Source organism: Ralstonia soli, from assembly GCF_023955655.1.
In the GTDB taxonomy this organism is placed as follows: Bacteria; Pseudomonadota; Gammaproteobacteria; order Burkholderiales; family Burkholderiaceae; genus Ralstonia; species Ralstonia soli.
Genome location: NZ_JAMXHT010000002.1, coordinates 248,739 through 269,865, shown reverse-complemented (window position 1 = coordinate 269,865; position 21,127 = coordinate 248,739). Strand labels below are relative to the sequence as shown.

Annotated in this window: 16 protein-coding genes; 1 reads left to right on the top strand and 15 read right to left on the bottom strand. The window is 63.8% G+C overall.

The features are described from left to right. Nucleotides 1-231: 231 nt before the first annotated feature. The 10 genes from NG900_RS05040 to NG900_RS04995 all read right to left on the bottom strand — a co-directional run bounded on the left by NG900_RS05040 (nt 232) and on the right by NG900_RS04995 (nt 12,013). A complete protein-coding gene (locus NG900_RS05040; RefSeq protein ID WP_252677395.1) occupies nt 232-765 on the bottom strand; it encodes a fimbrial protein in 534 nt (177 codons plus the stop codon). Between the two features lie 2 nt (nt 766-767). Next, on the bottom strand, nt 768-3,542 hold the full coding sequence (locus NG900_RS05035) for a fimbria/pilus outer membrane usher protein (protein ID WP_252677393.1): 2,775 nt from the start codon (nt 3,540-3,542) through the stop codon (nt 768-770). 184 nt (nt 3,543-3,726) lie between these two features. Beyond that, on the bottom strand, nt 3,727-4,473 hold the full coding sequence (locus NG900_RS05030; RefSeq protein ID WP_252677391.1) for a fimbrial biogenesis chaperone: 747 nt from the start codon (nt 4,471-4,473) through the stop codon (nt 3,727-3,729). A gap of 70 nt (nt 4,474-4,543) precedes the next feature. Beyond that, entirely contained in the window at nt 4,544-5,116 is a 573-nt protein-coding gene (locus NG900_RS05025; RefSeq protein WP_252677389.1) for a fimbrial protein, read from the bottom strand. A 324-nt stretch (nt 5,117-5,440) separates the two neighbouring features. Further along, the gene (locus NG900_RS05020) at nt 5,441-6,121 is read right to left on the bottom strand and encodes a response regulator transcription factor (RefSeq protein ID WP_252677387.1); all 681 of its coding nucleotides are present in this window, start codon (nt 6,119-6,121) and stop codon (nt 5,441-5,443) included. Next, nucleotides 6,118-7,560 (bottom strand): sensor histidine kinase, encoded by a 1,443-nt coding sequence (locus NG900_RS05015; protein ID WP_252677385.1) that lies wholly within the window; start codon nt 7,558-7,560, stop codon nt 6,118-6,120. Before NG900_RS05015 ends, NG900_RS05020 begins: the two co-directional genes overlap by 4 nt. Next, the gene (locus tag NG900_RS05010; RefSeq protein WP_252677377.1) at nt 7,557-8,564 is read right to left on the bottom strand and encodes a M23 family metallopeptidase; all 1,008 of its coding nucleotides are present in this window, start codon (nt 8,562-8,564) and stop codon (nt 7,557-7,559) included. Before NG900_RS05010 ends, NG900_RS05015 begins: the two co-directional genes overlap by 4 nt. 257 nt (nt 8,565-8,821) lie before the next feature. Continuing rightward, entirely contained in the window at nt 8,822-9,718 is an 897-nt protein-coding gene (locus tag NG900_RS05005) for a LysR family transcriptional regulator (RefSeq protein WP_252677375.1), read from the bottom strand. A gap of 10 nt (nt 9,719-9,728) precedes the next feature. Continuing rightward, nucleotides 9,729-10,388, bottom strand: a complete 660-nt coding sequence (locus NG900_RS05000) for a cysteine hydrolase family protein (protein ID WP_252678429.1) — start codon at nt 10,386-10,388, stop codon at nt 9,729-9,731. 152 nt (nt 10,389-10,540) lie between these two features. Then, on the bottom strand, nt 10,541-12,013 hold the full coding sequence (locus NG900_RS04995) for a sensor domain-containing diguanylate cyclase (protein ID WP_252677372.1): 1,473 nt from the start codon (nt 12,011-12,013) through the stop codon (nt 10,541-10,543). Nucleotides 12,014-12,575: 562 nt separating this feature from the next. Between NG900_RS04995 and NG900_RS04990 the strand changes: the two genes are divergently transcribed. After that, nucleotides 12,576-14,822: a M1 family metallopeptidase gene (locus tag NG900_RS04990; protein ID WP_252677370.1), complete on the top strand. Its 2,247-nt coding sequence runs from the start codon at nt 12,576-12,578 to the stop codon at nt 14,820-14,822. 118 nt (nt 14,823-14,940) lie between these two features. On the opposite strand, the gene NG900_RS04985 is transcribed toward NG900_RS04990, so the two are convergent. The 5 genes from NG900_RS04985 to NG900_RS04965 all read right to left on the bottom strand — a co-directional run bounded on the left by NG900_RS04985 (nt 14,941) and on the right by NG900_RS04965 (nt 21,097). Further along, nucleotides 14,941-16,410, bottom strand: coding sequence for an NAD-dependent succinate-semialdehyde dehydrogenase (locus NG900_RS04985; protein ID WP_252677368.1), 1,470 nt, complete (start codon nt 16,408-16,410; stop codon nt 14,941-14,943). A gap of 23 nt (nt 16,411-16,433) precedes the next feature. Further along, a complete protein-coding gene (locus NG900_RS04980; RefSeq protein WP_252677365.1) occupies nt 16,434-17,522 on the bottom strand; it encodes a tartrate dehydrogenase in 1,089 nt (362 codons plus the stop codon). Between the two features lie 17 nt (nt 17,523-17,539). After that, a complete protein-coding gene (locus NG900_RS04975) occupies nt 17,540-19,177 on the bottom strand; it encodes an ABC transporter ATP-binding protein (protein ID WP_252677363.1) in 1,638 nt (545 codons plus the stop codon). 2 nt (nt 19,178-19,179) lie between these two features. Next, nucleotides 19,180-20,079: an ABC transporter permease gene (locus NG900_RS04970; protein ID WP_252678427.1), complete on the bottom strand. Its 900-nt coding sequence runs from the start codon at nt 20,077-20,079 to the stop codon at nt 19,180-19,182. 61 nt (nt 20,080-20,140) lie between these two features. Continuing rightward, complete coding sequence (locus NG900_RS04965) at nt 20,141-21,097, bottom strand: ABC transporter permease (protein ID WP_252677361.1); 957 nt, start codon at nt 21,095-21,097, stop codon at nt 20,141-20,143. Nucleotides 21,098-21,127 lie beyond the last annotated feature (30 nt).

Sequence of the window (21,127 nt, the reverse complement as noted above, 5' to 3'; positions counted from 1 at the left end):
TGAACGATGAGAGGAGAGAGACCGTCATCGTAAGAAACACCCCGCCTTTGCTGAACCCGGTTGATTACGGGCCTTGCCTCCGTAACGCTACGGAGCGCGCTTCATAACCAGCACAGTCTGCAAAAGAAAACACCGGCGTTGAGAACAACGCCGGTGCACGCGCATCCGATGGTCTGAATCGAAGAGACCACTGCAACCGCCTGTGACGGGCTGCAGACTGGCAACTTCCGTCTACTTGTAGTCGATCGTAAAGGTAATGCCTGTATCCACGTCACCAGACGACGCTGTCGCCCCAACCTGCCAGTAACCGACCTGCAGGGGCAGCGTCACCTCAGTAGCTGCGACGGTGGCGACACGTTGGTTGTCTGTGCCATCGGCCCCAATCGTCCGTCCATCGCGCGATTGAAGCTCGACGGCCACGCCGCGCGCGGTGCCGTTGTTGCGATAGCGCAGCTTGTCGGTGGCATCTGACGTTCCTGAAAAAGTGAACGTTGCGCTGACCGTTCCTGCGGAGCAGTTGGTCAACACAAGATCGAACGTCTTCAGCCCCACCACCTGCCCCCGCCTGAGCTGGGAAACGTTGACCGGGTCCAAAAGGACGGCGTGATCACTGCCGCCGACGCCCCACTGGCACGTTCCCGCAGTCAAATTTCCCGTCACGCTCACATTGGATTGCGCCACGGCGCCAGAAGACACGCCGCCGCACAGCGCCAGCAACGCCAGGGAGAGCCACAGCGTGCGGATCGACGAATAGCTTTGTCGCATGGTCAGCCCTGCATTTCAGTGCGCGGTGACAGTGCCACTCGCATGGATGAGAAGCGCGCCTTTGTCAGCACGGTGCCGTTTGGCTGCGGTGCCTGACCGAAGGCTTCGGAAAGATTGACTGGCGCCACCAGCGGCCCAGCCGGCTCGCAAACCGCATCGAAGCGCTCGAAACCACTTGCCGCCGGCTTGTCAGGCAAGGTCACGTTGATGCGGCAGCTGTTTTCCGCCCCTTCGCCCCAACGCACCGTCAGCCCCCCTGAAGTCAACAGGCCGGTGGAGATGACGCGACTGGCCTGCCCGACCACGCCAACGTTCGTGCCTTGATCGTCCAGGACTTCCGCGCCAAACGGCAGCGGCTGCCCGTCGGGCTTCCGACTCTCGATGATCACGGCACGCCCGGCCTTCGTCTCGTAAGTCAGCTTGACCACCGAGCCCGCGCGCGGCGCGACACTTGCCGTGGTCGACTTCAGTTCGGTACCGGCCGCCATGCCCTTGGGATCAAGCGTGACCGTGTTGAGCTCGTACGGATTCAGGTTCGACACGACAGCGTAGCCCTTGCGGTCGACAACGGCGCCCTGCCCGTTCGACACCCGAGCCCCAGCGGCATCGGGGGCATACACCAGCCCGATGGTGTCACCCAGCGCCGGGGCAAACGTCACGCCGCCGCCGTGGACCACCAGACCACCCGATGCGCCCACGCCAAACTGGCGATAGCCACTACCCTGGCTATAGTTGGCACCCGCCTGGCCGTAAGCGCCGTTGTATCGCATGTTGGCACTCAGCGCCGTGCTGCCATCGTTGCGGCCGGCGGTCACGCCGTAGCCGATGCGCTGGTTCTCACCGGCATTGCCGGACAGGCTGACCTGGCTGCTGTTGCCGTCCCGCTGCGACTGGTTGTACGTTGTCGTGACCGTGGGCGAGGTGGCCTTCGTGCCCAGGGGAATCGTCACGGTAAAGAAGATGCGCGTATCCCACCGGGCATCCACCGTCGGGGTGGGAGCCTCGATCGCACCGGGAATCTGGTTGAAATCGCTCCATCGGCCCACGCTGGCAATCGATTCCCGCGTGCGTTGTGCGGTCACGCTGTAGGTCAGGTCGCGCCACCGGTTCGAATAGCCGATGGTGTAGTCCAGCTGACTGCCGCCACCCGACCAGTAGTTACGCATGGACGCGGACACGTTGAGCGAGCCCGCCCTTTCTCCGAGCGACTGGGCCACGTTCAAGTCGACGCGGCTGCGTTGACGCAGCACTGTATCCGTCGGCAAGCCACGTGCCGCCGCGTCACGAACGGCCACCATATCGTTCAACCCCACGAATCCGCTGGTGGAATACCGATAAGCAGCGACTGCCAAGTTGGTGCCGGTATTGACGATGTTCTTGTTGTAGCCCACCCGCACGGACAATCCATCGGACGTAGCCTGCCCCGATACCGACTGATGCGCCTGCGTGACATCCAGCGAGAACGCACCGACATCCGTGTTCACGGCACTGCCGGCGAGAAACGAGCGATAGCCCGATGCCAGCGTGACACCGCCGTAAGCCGTCAAGATGTTGGTGAGGCCGCGCTGGTACGTACCCTGCAGGATATTGGGTGTGTCCTGCAGGTTCAGCCCATTGACCTTACCCACCGTTGCGCTCCACCGGCTGATACCGGGGCGCAGCAGCTGGGCCACCGTCGAGAACGGCACGACAAAGCGCTTGACACGCCCATCGGCCTCGATCACCTCCACATGAAGATCGCCGCCGTACCCGGTGGGGTACAGATCGTCAATCACGAACGGGCCGGGAGCCGCGTTGGTTTCGTAGATCAGATAGCCGTTCTGGCGGACGACAACGCGCGCGTTGGTTTCGGCAACGCCGCGCACCACAGGTGCAAAGCCGCGCAGCGATTGCGGCAGCATGCGGTCTTCCGTCGCCAGGCGCACGCCGCGCACGCGCACACTGTCGAACATCTCGCCGGAGGTGAACAGGTCACCCGCCGTCAGTTGCTCACGCCACGCCGGCAAGTCGTGCTGAAGGTAGGTCGCCGCCGATTGGTAGCTGGATCCACCAAAGGACGACACATTCAGGGCGCCCTGGTGATACAGGTGCCACGCGCCTTTGTGAGCGGCGGCATTGATGCCCAGGTACCCGCTCGAATAGTTGGTACCGCCCGTATTGGTGTAGGCGTTTGCGTTATAGCTGAGGGTGGCTGCCGTGGTGCCCGCATCCCATTGGGAAGGGTCGACATAGCCGCGTGCCTGGCGTTGCTCGTAGATCTGGGGAACCGTGAGCGTCAGCTCCTGGTTGCCCATATCGAAGCTCGTTGTGGCATCCGGGATGTAGCGGCTCAAGGGTGCGCAGAAACGCCCCTCGGGTAACCGCTCGGCCTTGCCCTCTGCGGCTGCCATCGCGACTTTCCAGACATCCACGCCGTAACGCGAAAGCGATTGCGCGTCGAGGCACAGTTGCGCCTCCTGCGAGCCGGGCTCCGTCGCAAACGTGATGTCTTCGCGAGCGCGCCACTGCCGGTTCAGGACCACATCGACGCGATAGGTACCAGGCGTGATGTACCCGCTTTTCTCGAAGCGGGAAATGTCGATGCTGCTGGTCGTACCCTTTGGGAAGAAGTCGGGGTCAAACGTCACGGCCCCGGAGGCGGAGGGCGCGGCGTCTGTCTCTGCTGGCTCGGCATAGGCCTTCGGCGCCAGTGCCGCAGCGATCATCGCAGACAGCACATAGGCACGCGGTACGCCTACGGCGCACGCAGCTTTTGTCTTGGCGTCACGAGACAGCATCCTTAACTTCTCCAGATCAAGAGCAGCAGGCGGCCATACCACCCCACCAGAGGCGGCACGAGCCATGAAACTTTGGGAAAACGTTGGGGGCGTAACGGGTGTCAGCTTGCCGCCCGACACGCGGAGGAAACCGTCACCCTATCCGCCTTGAGAGGCGGTACCCCCAATGATTGCGAGAGAACAATCAGCGCGCGAGCGGCGCTTGCTTCTGAACCAGCGAGCCGTAATCAGTGATGACCGTGAAGTCGGCTTTGATCTCGCCTGACGGGGCATGCGCTCCACTCTTGAGCGGAAGCGTTGCAGTCTGTCCGGGAGCCACCATGCCACCGTCACCATCGATGGTTTTGCCGTTGGCGCCAATGCCCACCCGAGCAAAGTTGACGTAGTACGGTGTGGGATTGGAAACCTGCAGTGCCAGATCCTTGCCGGCTTCGGCAGGCATGAGCTTCCAAGAGAGTTTGTCCGCGGCCTGGTCAACGTCGCCCGCAAGCTTGGCAGGGCGGAAGAACAGTTTGATGCGCGTACGGAATGCAAACTGCAGCCTGTTGCGCCCATCCTTGTTATCTGCCTTGGGGGGCACTTCCAGGACGTTCACCCAAAACAGCGATTCCTTATCCGTGGGCAACGGTTCTCCGGTGTACACCAAGCGCACGGCCTGCCCCTTTCCTCCGTCCATGCGGAAGATGGGTGGCGCCACCGTAAACGGAACCTTGGCCGAGTCCGGTGTGGATTTTTCGTCGCCGTCATCCAACCAAACCTGAACCAATGAGGGAATCGTGGCCTCGTTGGTCAGCTTGACCGTGACTTCTTTCTCGTCGGCAGGGTAGACGATGCGCGTACCACCAATGACAACGGTAGCGTTGGCATGGGCAGCGAACAACCCAGCGGCAACCGCCACGCTGGCTACAGCATTACGCAACACATTGTGCATTTTTGGTGCCTCGATTCGTTGATAACAGCATCGGTGCTGCATGCAGCACCGATGCCTTAGCAGCTGAGACTTAGTTGTAAGTCACGCCGTACTGCACGCTGGTGTCAACCAGACCCGGCGTTGCAGCGCCGGTAGCGTAGTACTGAGCGCCCAGGTTGATCGTGGACGTGTTATCTGCGATTGCCGGGCTATTAATGACAGTGGCCGGGCTAGCCAGATTCAGCGCCGTACCGGTGGCGTCCGTCATCTGGATGTTGGTGTGCGTCGCCTGACCCACAAGTGCGTTGGTCAGCGTGCCGGTAGCGGCGTCGATACGCGGGCTGGCAACGTTGAACGACAGCGAAGCAACCTTGCCGTTGACGCACGAGCCTTGACCCGGACCACCGATGATCAGGCTGAAGTCCTTGCGGTTGGCGACGTCACCGGGATTTTGCAGCGAGGTTGCGGCAACCGGATCCAGCGCCACACCAACGTTCCCCGTACCGCCATCCGTGCCCGGACCGCCGGTGATCGTGCAGGTTGCGTCGGTCACGGAACCCGTGATGCGGATGGTGCCTCCACTGGCCGCTTGTGCCTGAGCGTTGCCCATCACCAGAACGCCGGCGGCCATTGCGACTGCGGACACAAACTTGATGCTCTTCATGAGATTGACTTCCTTACGTATCGAATAGAACGACTGCTCATCAATGCGATGAGTGCCTGTGTTGTGTGAATCCACAACAAACCATCTGGCACGCAGTGGCAGCCGGACAACCTAGGCTCAAGCCGTCCACGACATACAGAACAAGCCCGAACATCCAGCCGCTGTAGCATCCCGCCCCTGACATGCCGATGCGATATTAGGAAAGCCCCCCCCTAAAGACCATCGGATCAGTCCGATACGCAAACCGCGCTCAAGTCTGTGTTCAACGCGCCACGAATCGCGCAACATTTGGAATACATGTGCTCGCGCGACCCCGCCATTCCGTCATGCGGCGAGCCATCTGCCGACATCCAGGGCGCCTGAGCCGCCGCCAATCACGCCCAACAGGATCGCGTAGTCACGGACAAGCTCGACCACCGAACTCGCCTGCAACTTGTCGAACACGTTGGCGCGATAGGTCTCGACCGTGCGCGGAGACAGCCCGCCAAGATCGCGCGCGATTTCCTTGTTGCTCAGGCCCCGCACGATGCCGTCGAGCACTTCGCGCTCGCGGGCGCTGAGTGTCGCGATGCGGGCTGCGCGCTCGTGCATTGCGTCGTCGCAATCGCGCGATTGCTCGTGGCGGCGGATGGCCTCCTGAACCACGCCGATCAGCTCATCGTCGTCCACGGGCTTGCGCAGGAAATCCAGCGCGCCGCTCTTGAATGCGCGCCGGCACGAGTCGACATTGCCGTGCCCCGTCAACACGATGACGGGCAGATGGGTGCGCTCGCTCATGCGGTCCAGCAGGTCGAGCCCGCTCATGCCGGGCATGCGCACGTCAACCAGCGCGCAGCCGAGCGCGCTGTCGTCTGCGTCGGCGAGGAAGGTGGCGGCGTCGGCGTAGCAGCGCGTGGGCAGGCCAACCGTGCGCAGCAGCAGCGCAAGGCCATCGCGCACGGCTTCGTCGTCGTCAACGATGGCGACGATGGGTGTCGCCGTCTGCAAATTCTGAGGGGTGTTCATGCGGGTTCCTCTGCAAGCGGGAGCATCAGCACTGCCTCGGCGCCGCCGGTCGGCAGGTTCTGCAGTGTCAGCGTGCCCTCAAGGCGCTGGGCAAGCGTTTCGCACAGCGGCAGGCCAAGGCCCAGACCGCCGGAGCGCGTGGTGAAGAAGGGTTCGAACAGACGCGGCAATGCATCGGCGGGCACGCCGGGGCCGTTGTCGACGACGCTGAAGCGGTAGCGCCGCCCGATGCAGCCGCCATTGACGCGAATCTCACCGCGGGCGCCATTGCGAGACGTGGCCGCGAGGGCATCGCGCGCATTGCGGATCAGGTTGTAGAGAATCTGCTCCACAGCCACCTGCTCGCCAAGCGGTTGCGCGCGCGGCGCGGTGTTGTTCCAAACGAGGTGGATGTTGTCGCGTGCCAGTTCATCGCGGAACAGGAACAGCAAGGTGCCCATCAACGCATCGGTATCGAGCGAGCTGCGTTTGCCAGCTTGCGTGGACGTGACGGCGGTACGCAGCCGATCGAGAATGGCGGCGGCCCGCTTGGCCTGGGCGACACCGGTTTGCAGCGCCCGGCGCACGCTGTCTCGCTCGGTTGGCATATCGAGCATGCGTTCCGCCGCACGGGTATGCGTGATGATGGCCGTCAGCGGCTGGTTGAGTTCGTGAGCGAGGCCGGCGGCCATCTCGCCAAAGGTATCGAGCCGGCCAAAGCGGTCGATGCGGGCGCGGGTGTGTTCACGGCGATGGACTTCTCGCAGCCGCCAGATACTCGACGCCCCCAGCGCAATCAACACGGCGACGGCATTCCAGAGCGCAATCGGCAGCCAGGGCAGATCGGTCAGCGTCAGCGTGCGGGTGGTGTCGAGCACGAACGCTTGCGGCAGCACAGGCAGGTGTTTTTCGAGACGAAACGTCCAACCTGGCTGCGTGTTGAAATCGGGCCGTTGCAACAACGCGAATGTGTGGTCGCGCAAGCGTAGTGCGGAAGACGAGATCGAATCCGGCCAGTCCCCCGCATCCAGCATCCGGGCGGGCTCGACACGCACGGCCCAACCACTTTCGGCCACGAGCCAGTACGCCTGCGCGCCGTCAAACTGGAGCGCGAACTTTCCGTTGTTGGCGTGTGCAAGCGCCGCTGTCGGCATGACACCGCCCTCGCCTTGCCATCCGGCGCCGGGTTTCCAGAAGGCGATGGCCGTGACTTGCGGCATGCGTTCGCGCAGGCTGTCGAGCATGTCTGCCGGCGGCGCCGAGAGCGGCGTTGCGCCCAGCGTCGCCAGGATGGCCTCGTGTTGCGCGGCCTTCTGGCTGAGTTGCCGGATCGCGATGCTGGAGTCCTGGAAAAAGCGGTTGTATGCCTCCGAAACTGAGCGCGAGACGATCAGCGCGGTACCGGCCAGGCTCAACACGAGCCAGGCCGACAGCATGAGGACACGGGTGGAAATCTTCATGAGCGTGTGAGGGGTCGGCCGGTTGCATCGCCGGTCTTGTTGGCGGCGGTCAACGCGTCTGGCCCCGCCGCAGCAAGGCGCATCCGCGCCACGCTGGCAACGCGCTGGAAGGCAGCGAGTTGCTCACCTCGCAATGCAGACACGTTCGTCTTCCGGATCAGGGCGAGCGGATCGATCGGCCGATCACCGCGTTTGACCTCGAAATGCAGGTGCGGACCGGTGGCGGTGCCGGTGCTGCCGACCGCGCCCACGCGTTGCGCACGCGTAACGCGCATACCGTTACGCAGGCCGCGCTCGATCTTGGAGAGGTGGGCGTAGTACGACGCGTAACCATTCGCGTGCCGGATCACCACGTACTTGCCGTAGCCGCGCGAGTCATTGCCGATGTGCGAGACGACACCGTCAGCCGACGCATGGACGGCCCTGCCCTTCGGTGCGGCGAGGTCGACGCCAGAGTGCACATGCTGTGTGCCAGAAACCGGATGCACGCGCCCGCCAAAGGTCGAACTCACACGTGTGGCCACTACCGGAAACGTGAAGCGCAGTCCGGCCATGAGGGTGCCGTCGAAGCGGTAATAGTCACCCTGCGGGCGCTCGGCTGTCGCGAACCAGACGCCACTGTGGTGACTGCCACGAAGCTGCACCTCGAGCGCGGTCATGCGGACATCCTGACCGCAACAGCCATCGCCCGCCGGTTCGTAGATCACGCGAAAGTAGTCCCCCGGCGATGCTTGCGCCGACGCATCAACCGACCCGCGCAGCAGACGCAGGATCTGCTGCGAAAGATCGCCCGGCAGATCGGCCTGGGCGAGCGCATGGCGCAATGTGGTCGTAATCGCGCCGGCACGGGCGTCCGGTTGCGAAGGCTGGGCGGGCACGCCGAACAGATCGCGCGTTGCAATCGCGGGGGGCGTTGGCGCAGGCGTATTCGTATTGGCTGTCGACATCACGCCGAATACGGCAACGGGAACCACCGCAGTCACGAACCCGGCCAGCAGCGCCATGCATGCCAATGACCGCCGTACTCGACGCTTGGTGGCTTCGAGCCCGGCTGGTTGACCTGGTTCGCGTGCGAGACGGGAAGGCAGGTCGAACCGCATGGCGTCATCACTCGCTGGAGAATCAAAAACAGGATCGGATTGTGCCGGTAGTGAGCCCGAGGCTCGCGTCACAATTCAGCACAAGTGAATGTACCCATGGGCAATGATCAGGCGTATCGGATCGCTCCGAATCGGCAAAGCGTTGGCACTGAAAGTGCGGGCTACGCCGCGCGGTAGTGCTCGCCCATGTAGTCGACAAAGGCGCGCACCTTGGGCGCCACATGGCGGGTATGCGGATAAAGCGCGTAATAGAGGCGCTTGCCGAGCGTGCAGCTTGGCAGGACATGGACCAGATGGCCGCGCGCCAGCGCTGGCCGCACGGTATTCCACGTGAATGCCGCAATGCCAACGCCTGACAGCGAGGCCGAATAGGCGGCGGTAATGGCGTCCGTGCTCAGGCGCCCTTCCAGCGGAATCCGGACCGTGTCGCCTTGCGCCGTTTCGATTACCCATTCGGTCGCCGTCTGCGAACCGGAGAACGCGATCAGCGCATGCGTCTCCAGCGCTTGCGGCGCAACGGGCAAACCGTGCCGGGCCAGATAGGCCGGCGATGCGACCAGCACGATGTCGGACTCGACCAGGACTTTCGCCACCAAGCTGCTGTCGCCCAGCGGCTGACTGATCCGCAGGGCGACATCGAAACCGTCGGCCACGAGATCAACCATCTCGTCGCTGCACGACAGATCGAGGTGGAGATCGGGATAGCGCTGCTGAAACGCCGGCAGCCAATCGGCAAGCTCCAGCGTGCCAATGGCCAGCGGCACGCTCACGCGCAAGGTGCCCGCCACACGCTGATGCTCATGCGCCATGGCTTGTGTGGCGGCTTCCACGCGCGCGAGGATGTCGACGCAGGCGTCGTAGTACCGCTGTCCTGCGGCCGTGAGTGCAAACCGTCGGGTGGTGCGATTGAGCAACTGTACGCCCAGCTCGGCTTCCAGCCGCTTCAACTGCCGTGATACGGACGAGTGCGTGCTGTCGAGGCGCTCCGCCGCAGCGGAAAACCCTTGCGCCTCAACGATGGCGCAGAACACGCGCATGGCAAGCAACTGGTCCATCATGTGAGGAGTCTTAGCGCAGGGGCAGATGCGTGATCTCAGACGTCGTCATGACATCGCCGAAGGTGTCTTCGACTTCCGCCAATGCGGCGCGATGCAGCGAGTCCTTGTCGATCGCATGGCCGTTTGCGCGCGTGATGTCACGCGTGGCCGAGGCGTCGGATGCTACCACGACGCCATAGCCCAGCGGAGCCGCATCCCGCGCAGCACCGGCCACGCAGGCATGCGTCATCAGGCCGGCAATCACCAGCGTCTTGATGCCCCTGGCCTTCAGTTGCCTGTCGATGTCGGAGCTGGCGAACACGCTCACGGTGTCCTTCTTCACAACGATATCGGTCGCTCGCGGCTCCATGCCCGGCTGGAACTGGACGGAGTCGCCGTCAATGGCAAACACGGCGGAGCCGGCCGGCGTGACGTGCTGCACCTGGAACACGGGCATCTTGTTCTTGTCGGCAAAGGCGATCAGCTTCTTCGCGTTGGCAGCGGCCTTGGCACCGTCAGGAATCGGCATCTTGCCGGTGGAATATTCGTTCTGGAAATCGATGACCACCAGCGCCGTCGTCTTCGGGTCGAGATGGTCCAGGGTGCCGGCACCGGCCATGGCGCGAATGGTCGGATGCGGATTGGGTTGCGCCGCAGGTGCGGTGGGCACCACAGCAGCCGTGAGCGACATGCCGGTGGCGATCGTTTTGACAAAATGGAAAAGGCGGAAGGTCATGGCGGCTCCTGAGGAAAGATCAGGAGCGCAGTCTGTCAGCGCATCTTGGTCAGGACCAGACCGGTCGGACTACAGGATTTGTGCACTGCACGCACAAATCACGGGAGCTACGCGGTACGCTTCCCTTCGTGCTGCACGCGCTTGTCTTCGTACATCGCGACATCCGCTTCGCGCAGGACGTCTTCCAGACGCTCACCTTCGTGGCAGGTGGCACAGCCCATGGAGAACCCGAGCGCCGGGCCCGAATAGAACTGGTTGTTGAGCTCGACCAGCTTGCGCAGGCTTTCCATCAACGCCTGGCCCGCCTCTGCATCTGCGCCGGGCATGAGCACGGCAAACTCGTCGCCACCAATGCGCGCGGCATGCGCCGGCTTGTCGATGGCCTTGCCGAGCACCTCGCCGGCACGCCGCAGCAAGGCGTCGCCCGCGGCGTGGCCGAGCTGGTCATTCACGGTCTTCAGATCATTCAGGTCGATCATGATGACCGTGACGGGAAACGGCCCCTTGCGCTCCAGGCGGTTCACCTCATCCACATAGAACGAGCGGTTCTTCAGCTTGGTGAGCACGTCGTGCTTGCCGAGGTATTCGAGGTACGACTCGGCCTTCTTGCGCGCCGTGATGTCGGTCAGCGCCAGCAGCACCATGTCCCAGTCCTGTTCGCGGCCGGGGAAAACGGAGAACTGCAGGTGGATGTTCAGCGGGTTGCCGTCCACGCCGTAGTTGACGACTTCGCGCTGCTGGAAGAGCTTGCCGTCCCACAGGTCGATCAACTGCTCGCGAAAGTGCGGGCGCATGTCGTCGCGAAAGACTTCGGGCAGGCGGCTGAGCAGGTCGTTGCGGTTGCGCGCCTTGAACATCTCCAGCGTGAAGCCGTTGACGTCGAGCACCTGGATCTCCTGCATGCAGCGCTCGACAAACTCCGGATGCACGTCGGTGAAGGTGCGGAAATCAGTGATGCCCTGCATGCGCACTTCGTCCAGCAGCATCTTGATGGTGCTGAAGTTCTCCACCCACAGCGACACCGGCGCGTGTTCGAACACGCCACGCGCATAGAGCTGGCTGGCCGCGGCCCGGCGGCGCGCGTCTTCAAGCTCGGTGATGTCGTCCACGGCCACAAGCACGCGGTCCCATGGCTTGTCGTGGTCGGGCAGCAACACGCCCTTGAGCAGGATGTCGAGGCGGCGGCCGTCCAGCGTGTAGTTGACGCTGCGACTCTCGAACGATCGCTCGCCAGACCACATCTGGACAAGCTCGCCCACGTGGGCTTCGAGCATGTCGTCGCGCAGCACGTCGGCCAGGCGGGCGGTCAGGGTTGCGGCATCCGGCGCACGGTACATCGACAGCGTGCGCCGGTTCACACGCAGCACCTTGATGCAGGCCGAGCACGCCGCCACGCGCGATGTGTCTTCCTCGAGAAAGCGCCGCAGGTCGGTGACACCGGCTGCGCGCCACTGGGCAAAGAGGCGGTGCAGATCGCTGTAATCCTCCAACCACAGCGAGGTGGGAGTGACATCGAAGAAGTCGATCAGGTCGACTCCCACAGCCGCCGGGCTGTTGACGCTATCGGACGCGGATTGCATGAATTACTCAACGAGAAACGCTTTTCGCAAACTTCAGGAGCGTAACGGCTTTGCGCAACACCGCGCATGGCCACCGCCTCATCCGGAAGGATTACCCCCACACTGGCGACGTTCTGCTCGCTGTCGCAGCGCAATACCTTGAGACACCCCACGAAAGTTCCCGAACGGGGTTTCCCTCGAAATACGCCGTATTCAGTTTTGCTTTATCTGGCGTTGTAAAAATAATCGTTTCTATTTTTAAGATAGTTTCACAAACCGCAGAATACGTTTCGTTTTTTCAACGCACTTTGCAAAAGTGGGCTAAAGCCTGCCGGTTCGCCCGCCACCTTGCAGACGCGGGCACCTAAAACTGCAAATATCGCCGCGTACTTTATCGGACGAGATTTAAAAAACTTCGTCTCGATTCACAAGCCATTTCCTCCAGAATCCGTGCATCCCGTGCGCGGGCTGTGATTTGCACCGCGCAACAAGCGGGTCATTCCTTGTCCCGATTCTGCGGCCTGCCCATTTTCCTTTTTTGAGTCCTGGGCCGCCGATTCGTTTCCATCTCAGGAGAAATGCAATGCGGGATTTGACAACCCAGCGTCGTACGGCCACGACACACGCAAGCCACACGGGCGACCTGCGAGCGCGCCGCTCATTCAAGCTGGCGCTCGTGGCGCAGGCTGCGGCCGCGCTGATTCTGGCCGCCTGCGGCGGCGGTGGAGATGATGCGCTCACCCCGGCGGGCAGCAAGGTCGACGCAAACGGCTCGCAGCAGCAGGGCAATGCCAATACCGGCAACACCAATGCGCCTGCCCCGGCCGTCGACGCATCCGTGCCGCCGGTGGAGCTGCCGGACACCATCAAGCCAGTCAATTACAAGCTGTGGTTCCGCCCGAGTGCAGACCTCAACAGCTTCTCGGGCCGTGCCGATGTCGAGATCAAGGTCACCAAGCAGACCGGCGCTGTCACGTTGGCCGTGCGCGATCTGAAGTTCGATGCCTCGCGCCTGACGCTCACGCCCACGTCGGGCGGCCCGTCGCGCGTGCTTGTGCCGATCCCGCAATCACAAGGCGCCTTCTACGACCTGCGCGACCCGACCGGGGACATCAAGCCCGGCAACTACGTGCTCCATATGGAATGGACAGGCACGATCAACTTCACCAAGGCCGAGGGCATCTTCAAGCTGGGCCTGCAGGCAGCGACTGGTGAGAGCTCCGACGCCATCGTCACGCAGGGTGAATCGAACTTCGCGCGCGAGTGGTTCCCGAGCTGGGATGAGCCGGCCTTCCGCAACACTTTCGAGGTGACGGCGGAGATCCCGGGCGACTGGAAGGCCGTGGCCAACGGCAAGCAGACCGGCGCGACCAAGCTGCCGGATGGCTACCAACTGGTCTCGTTTGCCAAGACGCCGTCGATGCCGGCTTACCTTCTGTTCTTCGGCGGCGGCAAGTTCGACATTCTGGAAGACCAGTTCACCAACCCGCTTGACGGCAGCAGCATGCGCCTGCGCTGGTGGGTGCCGCCCGGCGAGGCGCACTCGGCGGTGGCCGGCATGCAGTTCACGAAGGAAGCGCTGAACCACTACTACAACTACTTCCAGATCCCCCTGCCGTTCGACAAGATGGACACCATCGTTGCCAACGACAGCTACAACAACAAGAACGCGGGCTTTGGCGGCATGGAGAACTGGGGTGCCATCTTCGAATTTGCCGACCAGGTGCTGGTGCCGCCCGATGGGGCACCCACGACCGTCCACTCGATGGGCAAAGCGCGCTCGTTCGTGGTGGTGTCGCATGAGCTGGCACACCAATGGTTTGGCGACCTCGTCACGCTCGACTGGTGGGACGACATCTGGCTGAACGAATCCTTCGCCAACTGGTTCGAGAACGTCACCAAGATCACGCTGCACCCCGAGTTCCAGGGCAATACGTGGGATGGCTATGCGGCAGTCAAGCAACGTGTGATGACACTGGACCTGCAGCCGACCGCCGTGCCGGTGCAGCACAACCTGAGCGATGCCGGCTCGATGGACTTCCTGGACCGCTTTGCCTACAACAAGGGCGGCCATGTCCTGCAGATGCTGGAGAACTACGTCGGCAAGGATGCGATGCGCAAGGGTCTGCAGAGCTACCTGAACAAATACAAGTTCGGCAACGGCACGCCACCGCGCCTGTGGGCAGAACTGGAAGCCGCCAGCGGCAAGCCCGCGGGCATGGTCAGCAAGGTGGGCGACAGCTTCGTGCGCCAGACCGGCGTGCCGCTCGTGACCATCGACGCGCAGTGCAACCCCGCCACCAACCAGAACGTGTTGACCATCACGCAGAGTGCCTTCCCGAACAAGAACGTCTATTCCGGCTACCAGTGGAACATTCCGCTCACGCTGGCCTACGGCGACAACTTCGGCCAGACGCAGACTGTCGTGCTGGACCAGCAGACCGCGCAGGTCACGCTGCCGACGTGCTCAGCCGTGCTCGCCAACCCGAGCGGCCTGGACTACTACGTGACCAACTACAGCCCCACGCTGTGGAGCGCGCTGCTGGCGCAGGCCGGTTCCATCACCAACAAGGCGGCGACGACCAACATCGCGGGCGACGCCACGCAGTTGTACAACGCGCAGATCATCGACAAGGCGCTGTATGACCAGATCGTCGGCATCCAGAACTTCCAGCCGGCGGTGGCAACACTGGCCGCGCAGTCGGTCACGCCGACCGGCTCGCTGCGTCCGCAAGCGGTGCAACTGCAGCAGATGCAGTCGATGGATCGCCCGATCCATACATTCCGCTACGAAGGCGTCATGAAGCACCTGACTGACATCAAGCGGTAAGCGCAAAAGCAAACGGGCCGCGTCTTACGATGCGGCCCGCTACAACGTTGGCTCCTGATTTCCGGCGGACGCAGTCCGCCGTTTTTCATGCCTGTATCAAGTCGTTCGGTGCAAGTGATCAGTCGAGCTGACCTTGGCAGACGTACTTGGTGTGGAGGTAGTCGTCCAATCCATGGACGGAGCCCTCTCGGCCGTAGCCCGATTCCTTCACCCCGCCAAACGGGGCGGCCTCGGCAGCGAGCGCGCCTTCGTTGATACCGACAATGCCGCTCTCCAGCGCTTCGGCCACGCGCCAGATGCGGCGCACATCCTGGCTGTAGAAATAGGCAGCCAAGCCGAACGGCGTGTCGTTGGCGGCGGCAATCACGTCGGCTTCAGTGGTGAAGCGCGTGAGCGGCGCCACGGGGCCAAAGGTTTCTTCGCACGCGCAGGCCATGGTTGCGTCGGCGTTGGTGAGTACAGTGGGCGCGTAATAGTTTGCGCCGAGCTGCGTCAGGCGCTCGCCGCCCGTCAACAGCTTGGCCCCCTTCGCGATGGCATCCCGCACATGCCGGTCGATCTTCTCGACGGCGCGCGCGTTGATCATCGGACCGATCTGCGACGCCGGATCGCTGGCCGGCCCGACCTTGAGTGCGGCAACGCGCGCCGCCAGCTTGGTCGCAAACGCGTCGTGCACGGCGTCATGCACGAACACACGATTCGGGCACACGCAGGTCTGCCCGCCATTGCGAAATTTAGCGGCCATGAAGCCATCCACAGCGGCGTCGATGTCAGCATCCTCGAACACGATGAAGGGCGCGTTACCGCCCAGCTCGAGCGAGAGCTTTTTCAACGTGTCTGCACTGCGGCGCGCGAGGTGCTTACCCACGGGGGTGGAGCCCGTAAACGTGATCTTGCGCACGCGCGCATCGTCCAGCCACACATCCACCACCTCGGGCGTGCGTTCGCGCGAGGCGGTGACGATGTTGAGCACGCCCGGCGGCACACCCGCTTCCTGCGCGAGGCGCACCAGGGCCAGCGACGTCAACGGCGTGTCTTCGGCCGGCTTGCAGACCACGGTGCAGCCCACGGCCAGCGCCGGTGCAATCTTGCGCGCAATCATCGCCGCCGGAAAATTCCACGGTGTAATGGCCGCGACCACACCCACCGGCTCCTTGAGCGCAAACATGCGCCGGCCCGGCACCGGTGCGGGAATGACCTCGCCATTCATGCGCGTGGCCTGTTCGCCAAACCATTCGATATAGCTTGCGGCGTAGGACACTTCGCCCTTGCCTTCGGCCAGCGGCTTGCCTTGTTCCAGCGAGATCAGCTTGCCTAGATCATCCTGATGCGCGAGCACCAGATCGTTCCAGCGCTTGATGATCTGCGCGCGCTGTTTGGCGGGCACCTTGCGCCAGGTCGGGAAGGCCGCATGCGCGGCTTCGAGCGCGGCGCGTGCTTCGGCTGCGCCCGAATCGGGCACGCGGGCAATGACGTCACCGGTCGCAGGATCGGTCACTTCCAGCAACGGGCCAGCGGTGGCCGCCCATTCGCCAGCGATGTAGTTGGCGTTGCGGATCAGATCGGTGCGGGTCAGGGCGAGAGACATGGTTCGGGTCTGCAGAAGATGGATCAAGCGGCGGCAACAAGAGCGGCAATCGCCTCGCCCACCTGCGTGGTGTTGGCCGTGCCGCCCAGGTCCGGCGTACGCGGGCCGTCCTTGAGCACTGCCTCGATGGCGGCGACGATGGCATCGTGCGCCGCGCGCCCAGGCCCCTGCCCCTGCGTCAGGAAATCGAGCATCAGCGCGCCCGACCAGATCATCGCAATTGGGTTGGCGATGTTCTTGCCGTAGATGTCCGGCGCGGAGCCGTGCACCGGCTCGAACAGCGAGGGGAACGTGCGATCCGGGTTCAGGTTGGCCGACGGTGCCAGGCCAATCGTGCCGGTGGTCGCGGGGCCCAGGTCCGAGAGGATGTCGCCGAACAGGTTGGTGGCGGCCACCACATCAAAACGGCCCGGCTGCAGCACAAAACGCGCGGTCAGGATGTCGATGTGCTGCTTGTCGAGCGTGACGTCGGGGTAGTGTTGCGCGACTTCATCCGCGCGGGCGTCCCACCACGGCATGCTGATGGCGATGCCGTTGCTCTTGGTGGCGAGCGTCACGTGCTTGCGCGCGCGGCTCTGCGCGAGATCAAAGGCGAACTTCAGCAAGCGCTCGGCGCCCTTGCGCGAGTAGACCGATTCCTGGATCACGATCTCGCGGTCGGTGCCTTCGTACATGATGCCGCCGAGCGAGGTGTATTCGCCCTCGGTGTTTTCGCGCACGACGTAGTAGTCGATGTCGCCGGGCTTGCGGTTGGCCAGCGGACACGGCACGCCTTCAAACAGGCGCACCGGGCGTAGGTTGATGTACTGGTCGAACTCGCGGCGGAACTTGAGCAGCGAGCCCCACAGCGAGATGTGGTCGGGCACCGTCTGCGGCCAGCCCACAGCGCCAAAGAAAATCGCGTCCATGCCCTTGAGCTGCGCTTTCCAGTCGTCGGGCATCATCTTGCCGTGCTGCTGGTAGTAGTCGCAGCTGGCCCATTCGATGGTGTGGCACTCCAGCTCGAAGCCGAAGCGCTCGGCTGCGGCCTGAATTACACGCAAGCCCTCGGGCATGACCTCCTTGCCAATGCCGTCACCGGGGATGATCGCAATACGGAATGCGGGAATCATGTCGCTCCTTTGTCTTATTAGGCAGAGAGGGCCGCTGGATGGGGCATCAAGCGGTCCCGCTCATCAAGCCACCCCTGGCGCAGCTCCGGCACTGAGTTGGCGAGTTGTTCGTAATACGGATGGTGCGGGCCGCGATCAAAATCGGCGCGCGCCACCTGCGTGAGCTTGCGGCCATGCTGCATGACGACGATCTCGTCGCACACGGCCCGCACGGTATGCAGGTCGTGACTGATGAACAGGTACGACACGCCCAGATCGCGCCGCAGGTCGGCCATGAGGTTGAGCACCGCCGCACCCACCACCGTGTCGAGCGCGGAAGTCACCTCGTCGCAAAGAATCAAATCGGGCTCGGCGGCCAGCGCGCGCGCCAGATTCACCCGCTGCTTCTGCCCACCCGACAGCCCACCCGGCAGACGTTGCGCCACGCTGTGCGGCAGCCGCACGAGGTCGAGCAGCTCGCGAATGCGCCGCTGCAACGCCTCGCCCTTCAAACCTTTGTAGAACTGCAGCGGCCGCGCCAGGATGCGCTCGATGGTGTGCGACGGGTTGAGCGCCGTATCGGCCATCTGGAAGACGATCTGGATGCGGCGCAGCTCTTCATGGGTCCGATTGGCAAGCAGCGGCTTGAGCTCGCGGCCGGCAAACATCATGTTGCCCTGGCACGGCGCAATGAGGCCCGCAATGGCCCGCGCCAGCGTGGTCTTGCCCGAGCCCGATTCGCCGATCACGCCAATGGCCTGTCCGCGATAGAGCTTGAAGTTGATGTCATCGAGAATGCGCGTGGCCGGCTGGCCCTTGGCATCCACCGGTCCGTATCCGGCGCCCAGTTCGTGTACGTCGAGCAGCAGTTCGCCCTCGCCCATGCAGCGTTCGGCGGGGCGGGCTGCGGGCCGGGCTGCGGCCAGCAGGCTCTTCGTGTAATCGTGATCGGGCGCGGCCAGGATGTGCGCCGTCGGATTCAGCTCCTGCATCTGGCCGCCACGCAGCACCAGGATGTGATCCGCCATCTGCGCCACCACGGCCAGGTCGTGGCTCACATAGACGGCGGTGGCGCGACGCTCACGCACCACGCGGCGGAACGCGCGCAGCACTTCAATCTGCGTGGTCACATCCAGCGCGGTGGTGGGCTCGTCTAGGATCACGAGATCCGGATCGGTGATGAGCGCCATCGCCGCCATGAGCCGCTGCAGCTGGCCGCCGGAGACCTGGTGCGGATAGCGCTGGCCGATGGTGTCCGGATTGGGCAGCGCCAGTTCGCGGAACAGCTGTACGGCTTTGGCTTCCGCCTGCGCGCGCGTCATCGTGCCGTGAATGCGTGCCGGCTCCACCACCTGATCCAGGATCGTGCGCGACGGGTTGAATGACGCCGCCGCGCTCTGCGCGATATAGGCCACAGTGCGCCCGCGCAGGGCGCGCTGCTGGGCGGCCGGCAGGTGCAGGACGTCAACCTCGCCGATGCGCACGCTGCCACCGGCAATCTCGCAACCGTGGCGCGCATAGCCCATCAGCGCCAACGCGGTGGTGGTCTTGCCCGAGCCGGATTCACCAATCAGCGCCAGTACCTCGCCGGGCTGGATGGCGAAGCTGAGGTTCTCTACGAGGGTCTGTTCGCCTGCGGTAATGCGCAGGCCCTCTACAACGACGGACGCGCCCATATTCAACGCCCTCCTCGTTCGCGAGCCGCGCGGCCCGGCAGGTTGTCGATGACGATGTTGACGGCGATGGTCAGGCTGGCAATGGCCAGCGCCGGCACGATGACGGAGGCGCCCGCGTCCGGCAGCGCCCCGATGTTCTCGCGCACGAGCGAACCCCAGTCGGCCGACGGCGGCTGAATGCCGAGACCGAGGAAGCTCAGGCTCGCCAGCAGCAGCACCACATACACAAAGCGCAGCCCCAGATCGGCCAGCATGGGCCCGAGAATGTTCGGCAGAATCTCGCGCAGCATGATGTACAGCGTGCCCTCGCCGCGCGTGCGTGCCACGACCACGTAATCCAGCGCGTTGATGTTGACCGCCAGCGAGCGTGCAATGCGATACGCCCCCGGCACGTAGATGATGGCCGCCGTCACCACCAGCATCGTCACCGACGAGCCGAAGCCCGCCACCATCAGCAGGGCGAACATCTTGCTCGGGATGGCCGTGAGCGTATCGAGCACGCGGCTCAATGTGGCATCGACCAGCCCGCCCATGGCCGCCGCAAACAGCGCCAGCACCGTGCCCGTGCCGCTGGCCAGCAGGGTGGCCACCAGCGCTACGCCCACCGTGTAGCGCGCACCTTCGACCACGCGGACGAACATGTCGCGGCCGAGGTAATCGGTGCCGAACCAGTGCGCGGCGCTCATGGGCCCGAACACATCGCCATTGCCGTCGCCATTGGTGATCAGGTGGGCCGGCAGCAGCGCGGGGCCGACCACGGCTGCCAGCAGCCAGAACACCAACACCGTCAGGCCAATGAGGCCCGTGATGCCAAAGCTGCTCAGCAGGTGCCGGACCCGGTGGCGCGGGGCAGGCGGCGGCGTGGTAGCCGGCAACGTTGGAGAGGTAGGCGTGGTTTCCATCGTCAGGCTCTTATTCATAGGATCCGTATCAACGCGATTTCAGCGCGATTTCAGCGCGATTTCAGCGGTGCCGCAGACGCGGGTTGGCAACGATGCCCAGCACATCGGCAGTGGTCACGAGCAGCAGGTAGCCGGCGCAGAAGATCATCGCGCAGGCCTGCACCAGCGGCATGTCGCGCTGCGACACGCCATCGACCATCAGCTTGGCGATGCCGGGGTAGTTGAAAATCGTCTCGATGATGATCACCCCGCCCAGCAGGTACGACAGCGACAGTGCCACCGCATTGGCGATCGGCCCCACGGCGTTTGGCAAGGCGTGCGCCAGTACCACACGCATCGGCGAAGCGCCCTTGAGGCGGACCATCTCGATATACGGCGCCTCGAGCTGGTCAATGACGGCCGCGCGGCTCATGCGCATCATCTGCGCGACGATCACGCAGCACAGACTGAGCACCGGCATGGCAAAGGCCTGCAACATCTGGCCGAGCGATTCAATGTCGTTGACGTATGACAGCGCTGGCAACCAGCGCAGCTTGACGGCAAACACCAGCACCGCCAGCGTCGCCACCAGGAACTCGGGCACCGACACCACCGCCACCGAAGCCGTGGATGCCAGCCGGTCGAACCACGACCCGCGCCACACGGCCGAAGCCACCCCGAGGCTGAGCGCAACCGGCACCGAGAACAGCGCCGTCACCGCGGCGAGCAGCAGCGAGTTGGGCAAGCGGCTCGCCACCAGGTCGGCCACCGGCATCTGCGTGGTGGTCGATTGGCCCAGGTCACCGCGTGCAATGCCGGCCAGCCAGTGTGCATAGCGCTGCGGTGCCGGCACGTTCAGCCCCATCTGTGCGCGCAGCGCCGCGAGCGCCTCGGGTGTGGCGTCCTGCCCCAACTGCTCTTGCGCCGCGTCGCCCGGCAGCACGGCGGTGATCGAGAAGACGATCACCGACACCGCCAGCAGCGACAGCAACGCCAGCGCCACCCGCCGCGCCAGCAGCTTCAGGATGACTCGATTCATGACAGCTCCTTCATCACCTTGGGCAAGAAC

What these genes read in the sequence shown, in the direction of transcription:
- NG900_RS05030 (WP_252677391.1), bottom strand. Translation starts at nt 4,473, where the DNA reads ATGCACAATGTGTTGCGTAATGCTGTAGCCAGCGTGGCGGTTGCCGCT.
- NG900_RS05010 (WP_252677377.1), bottom strand. Translation starts at nt 8,564, where the DNA reads ATGGCGCTGCTGGCCGGGTTCGTGACTGCGGTGGTTCCCGTTGCCGTA.
- NG900_RS05040 (WP_252677395.1), bottom strand. Translation starts at nt 765, where the DNA reads ATGCGACAAAGCTATTCGTCGATCCGCACGCTGTGGCTCTCCCTGGCG.
- NG900_RS05000 (WP_252678429.1), bottom strand. Translation starts at nt 10,388, where the DNA reads ATGTCGCTCACGGCTGCTGTGGTGCCCACCGCACCTGCGGCGCAACCC.
- NG900_RS04995 (WP_252677372.1), bottom strand. Translation starts at nt 12,013, where the DNA reads ATGCAATCCGCGTCCGATAGCGTCAACAGCCCGGCGGCTGTGGGAGTC.
- NG900_RS05005 (WP_252677375.1), bottom strand. Translation starts at nt 9,718, where the DNA reads ATGATGGACCAGTTGCTTGCCATGCGCGTGTTCTGCGCCATCGTTGAG.
- NG900_RS04985 (WP_252677368.1), bottom strand. Translation starts at nt 16,410, where the DNA reads ATGTCTCTCGCCCTGACCCGCACCGATCTGATCCGCAACGCCAACTAC.
- NG900_RS05025 (WP_252677389.1), bottom strand. Translation starts at nt 5,116, where the DNA reads ATGAAGAGCATCAAGTTTGTGTCCGCAGTCGCAATGGCCGCCGGCGTT.
- NG900_RS05020 (WP_252677387.1), bottom strand. Translation starts at nt 6,121, where the DNA reads ATGAACACCCCTCAGAATTTGCAGACGGCGACACCCATCGTCGCCATC.
- NG900_RS05015 (WP_252677385.1), bottom strand. Translation starts at nt 7,560, where the DNA reads ATGAAGATTTCCACCCGTGTCCTCATGCTGTCGGCCTGGCTCGTGTTG.
- NG900_RS04990 (WP_252677370.1), top strand. Translation starts at nt 12,576, where the DNA reads ATGCGGGATTTGACAACCCAGCGTCGTACGGCCACGACACACGCAAGC.
- NG900_RS04970 (WP_252678427.1), bottom strand. Translation starts at nt 20,079, where the DNA reads ATGGAAACCACGCCTACCTCTCCAACGTTGCCGGCTACCACGCCGCCG.
- NG900_RS05035 (WP_252677393.1), bottom strand. Translation starts at nt 3,542, where the DNA reads ATGCTGTCTCGTGACGCCAAGACAAAAGCTGCGTGCGCCGTAGGCGTA.
- NG900_RS04980 (WP_252677365.1), bottom strand. Translation starts at nt 17,522, where the DNA reads ATGATTCCCGCATTCCGTATTGCGATCATCCCCGGTGACGGCATTGGC.
- NG900_RS04975 (WP_252677363.1), bottom strand. Translation starts at nt 19,177, where the DNA reads ATGGGCGCGTCCGTCGTTGTAGAGGGCCTGCGCATTACCGCAGGCGAA.
- NG900_RS04965 (WP_252677361.1), bottom strand. Translation starts at nt 21,097, where the DNA reads ATGAATCGAGTCATCCTGAAGCTGCTGGCGCGGCGGGTGGCGCTGGCG.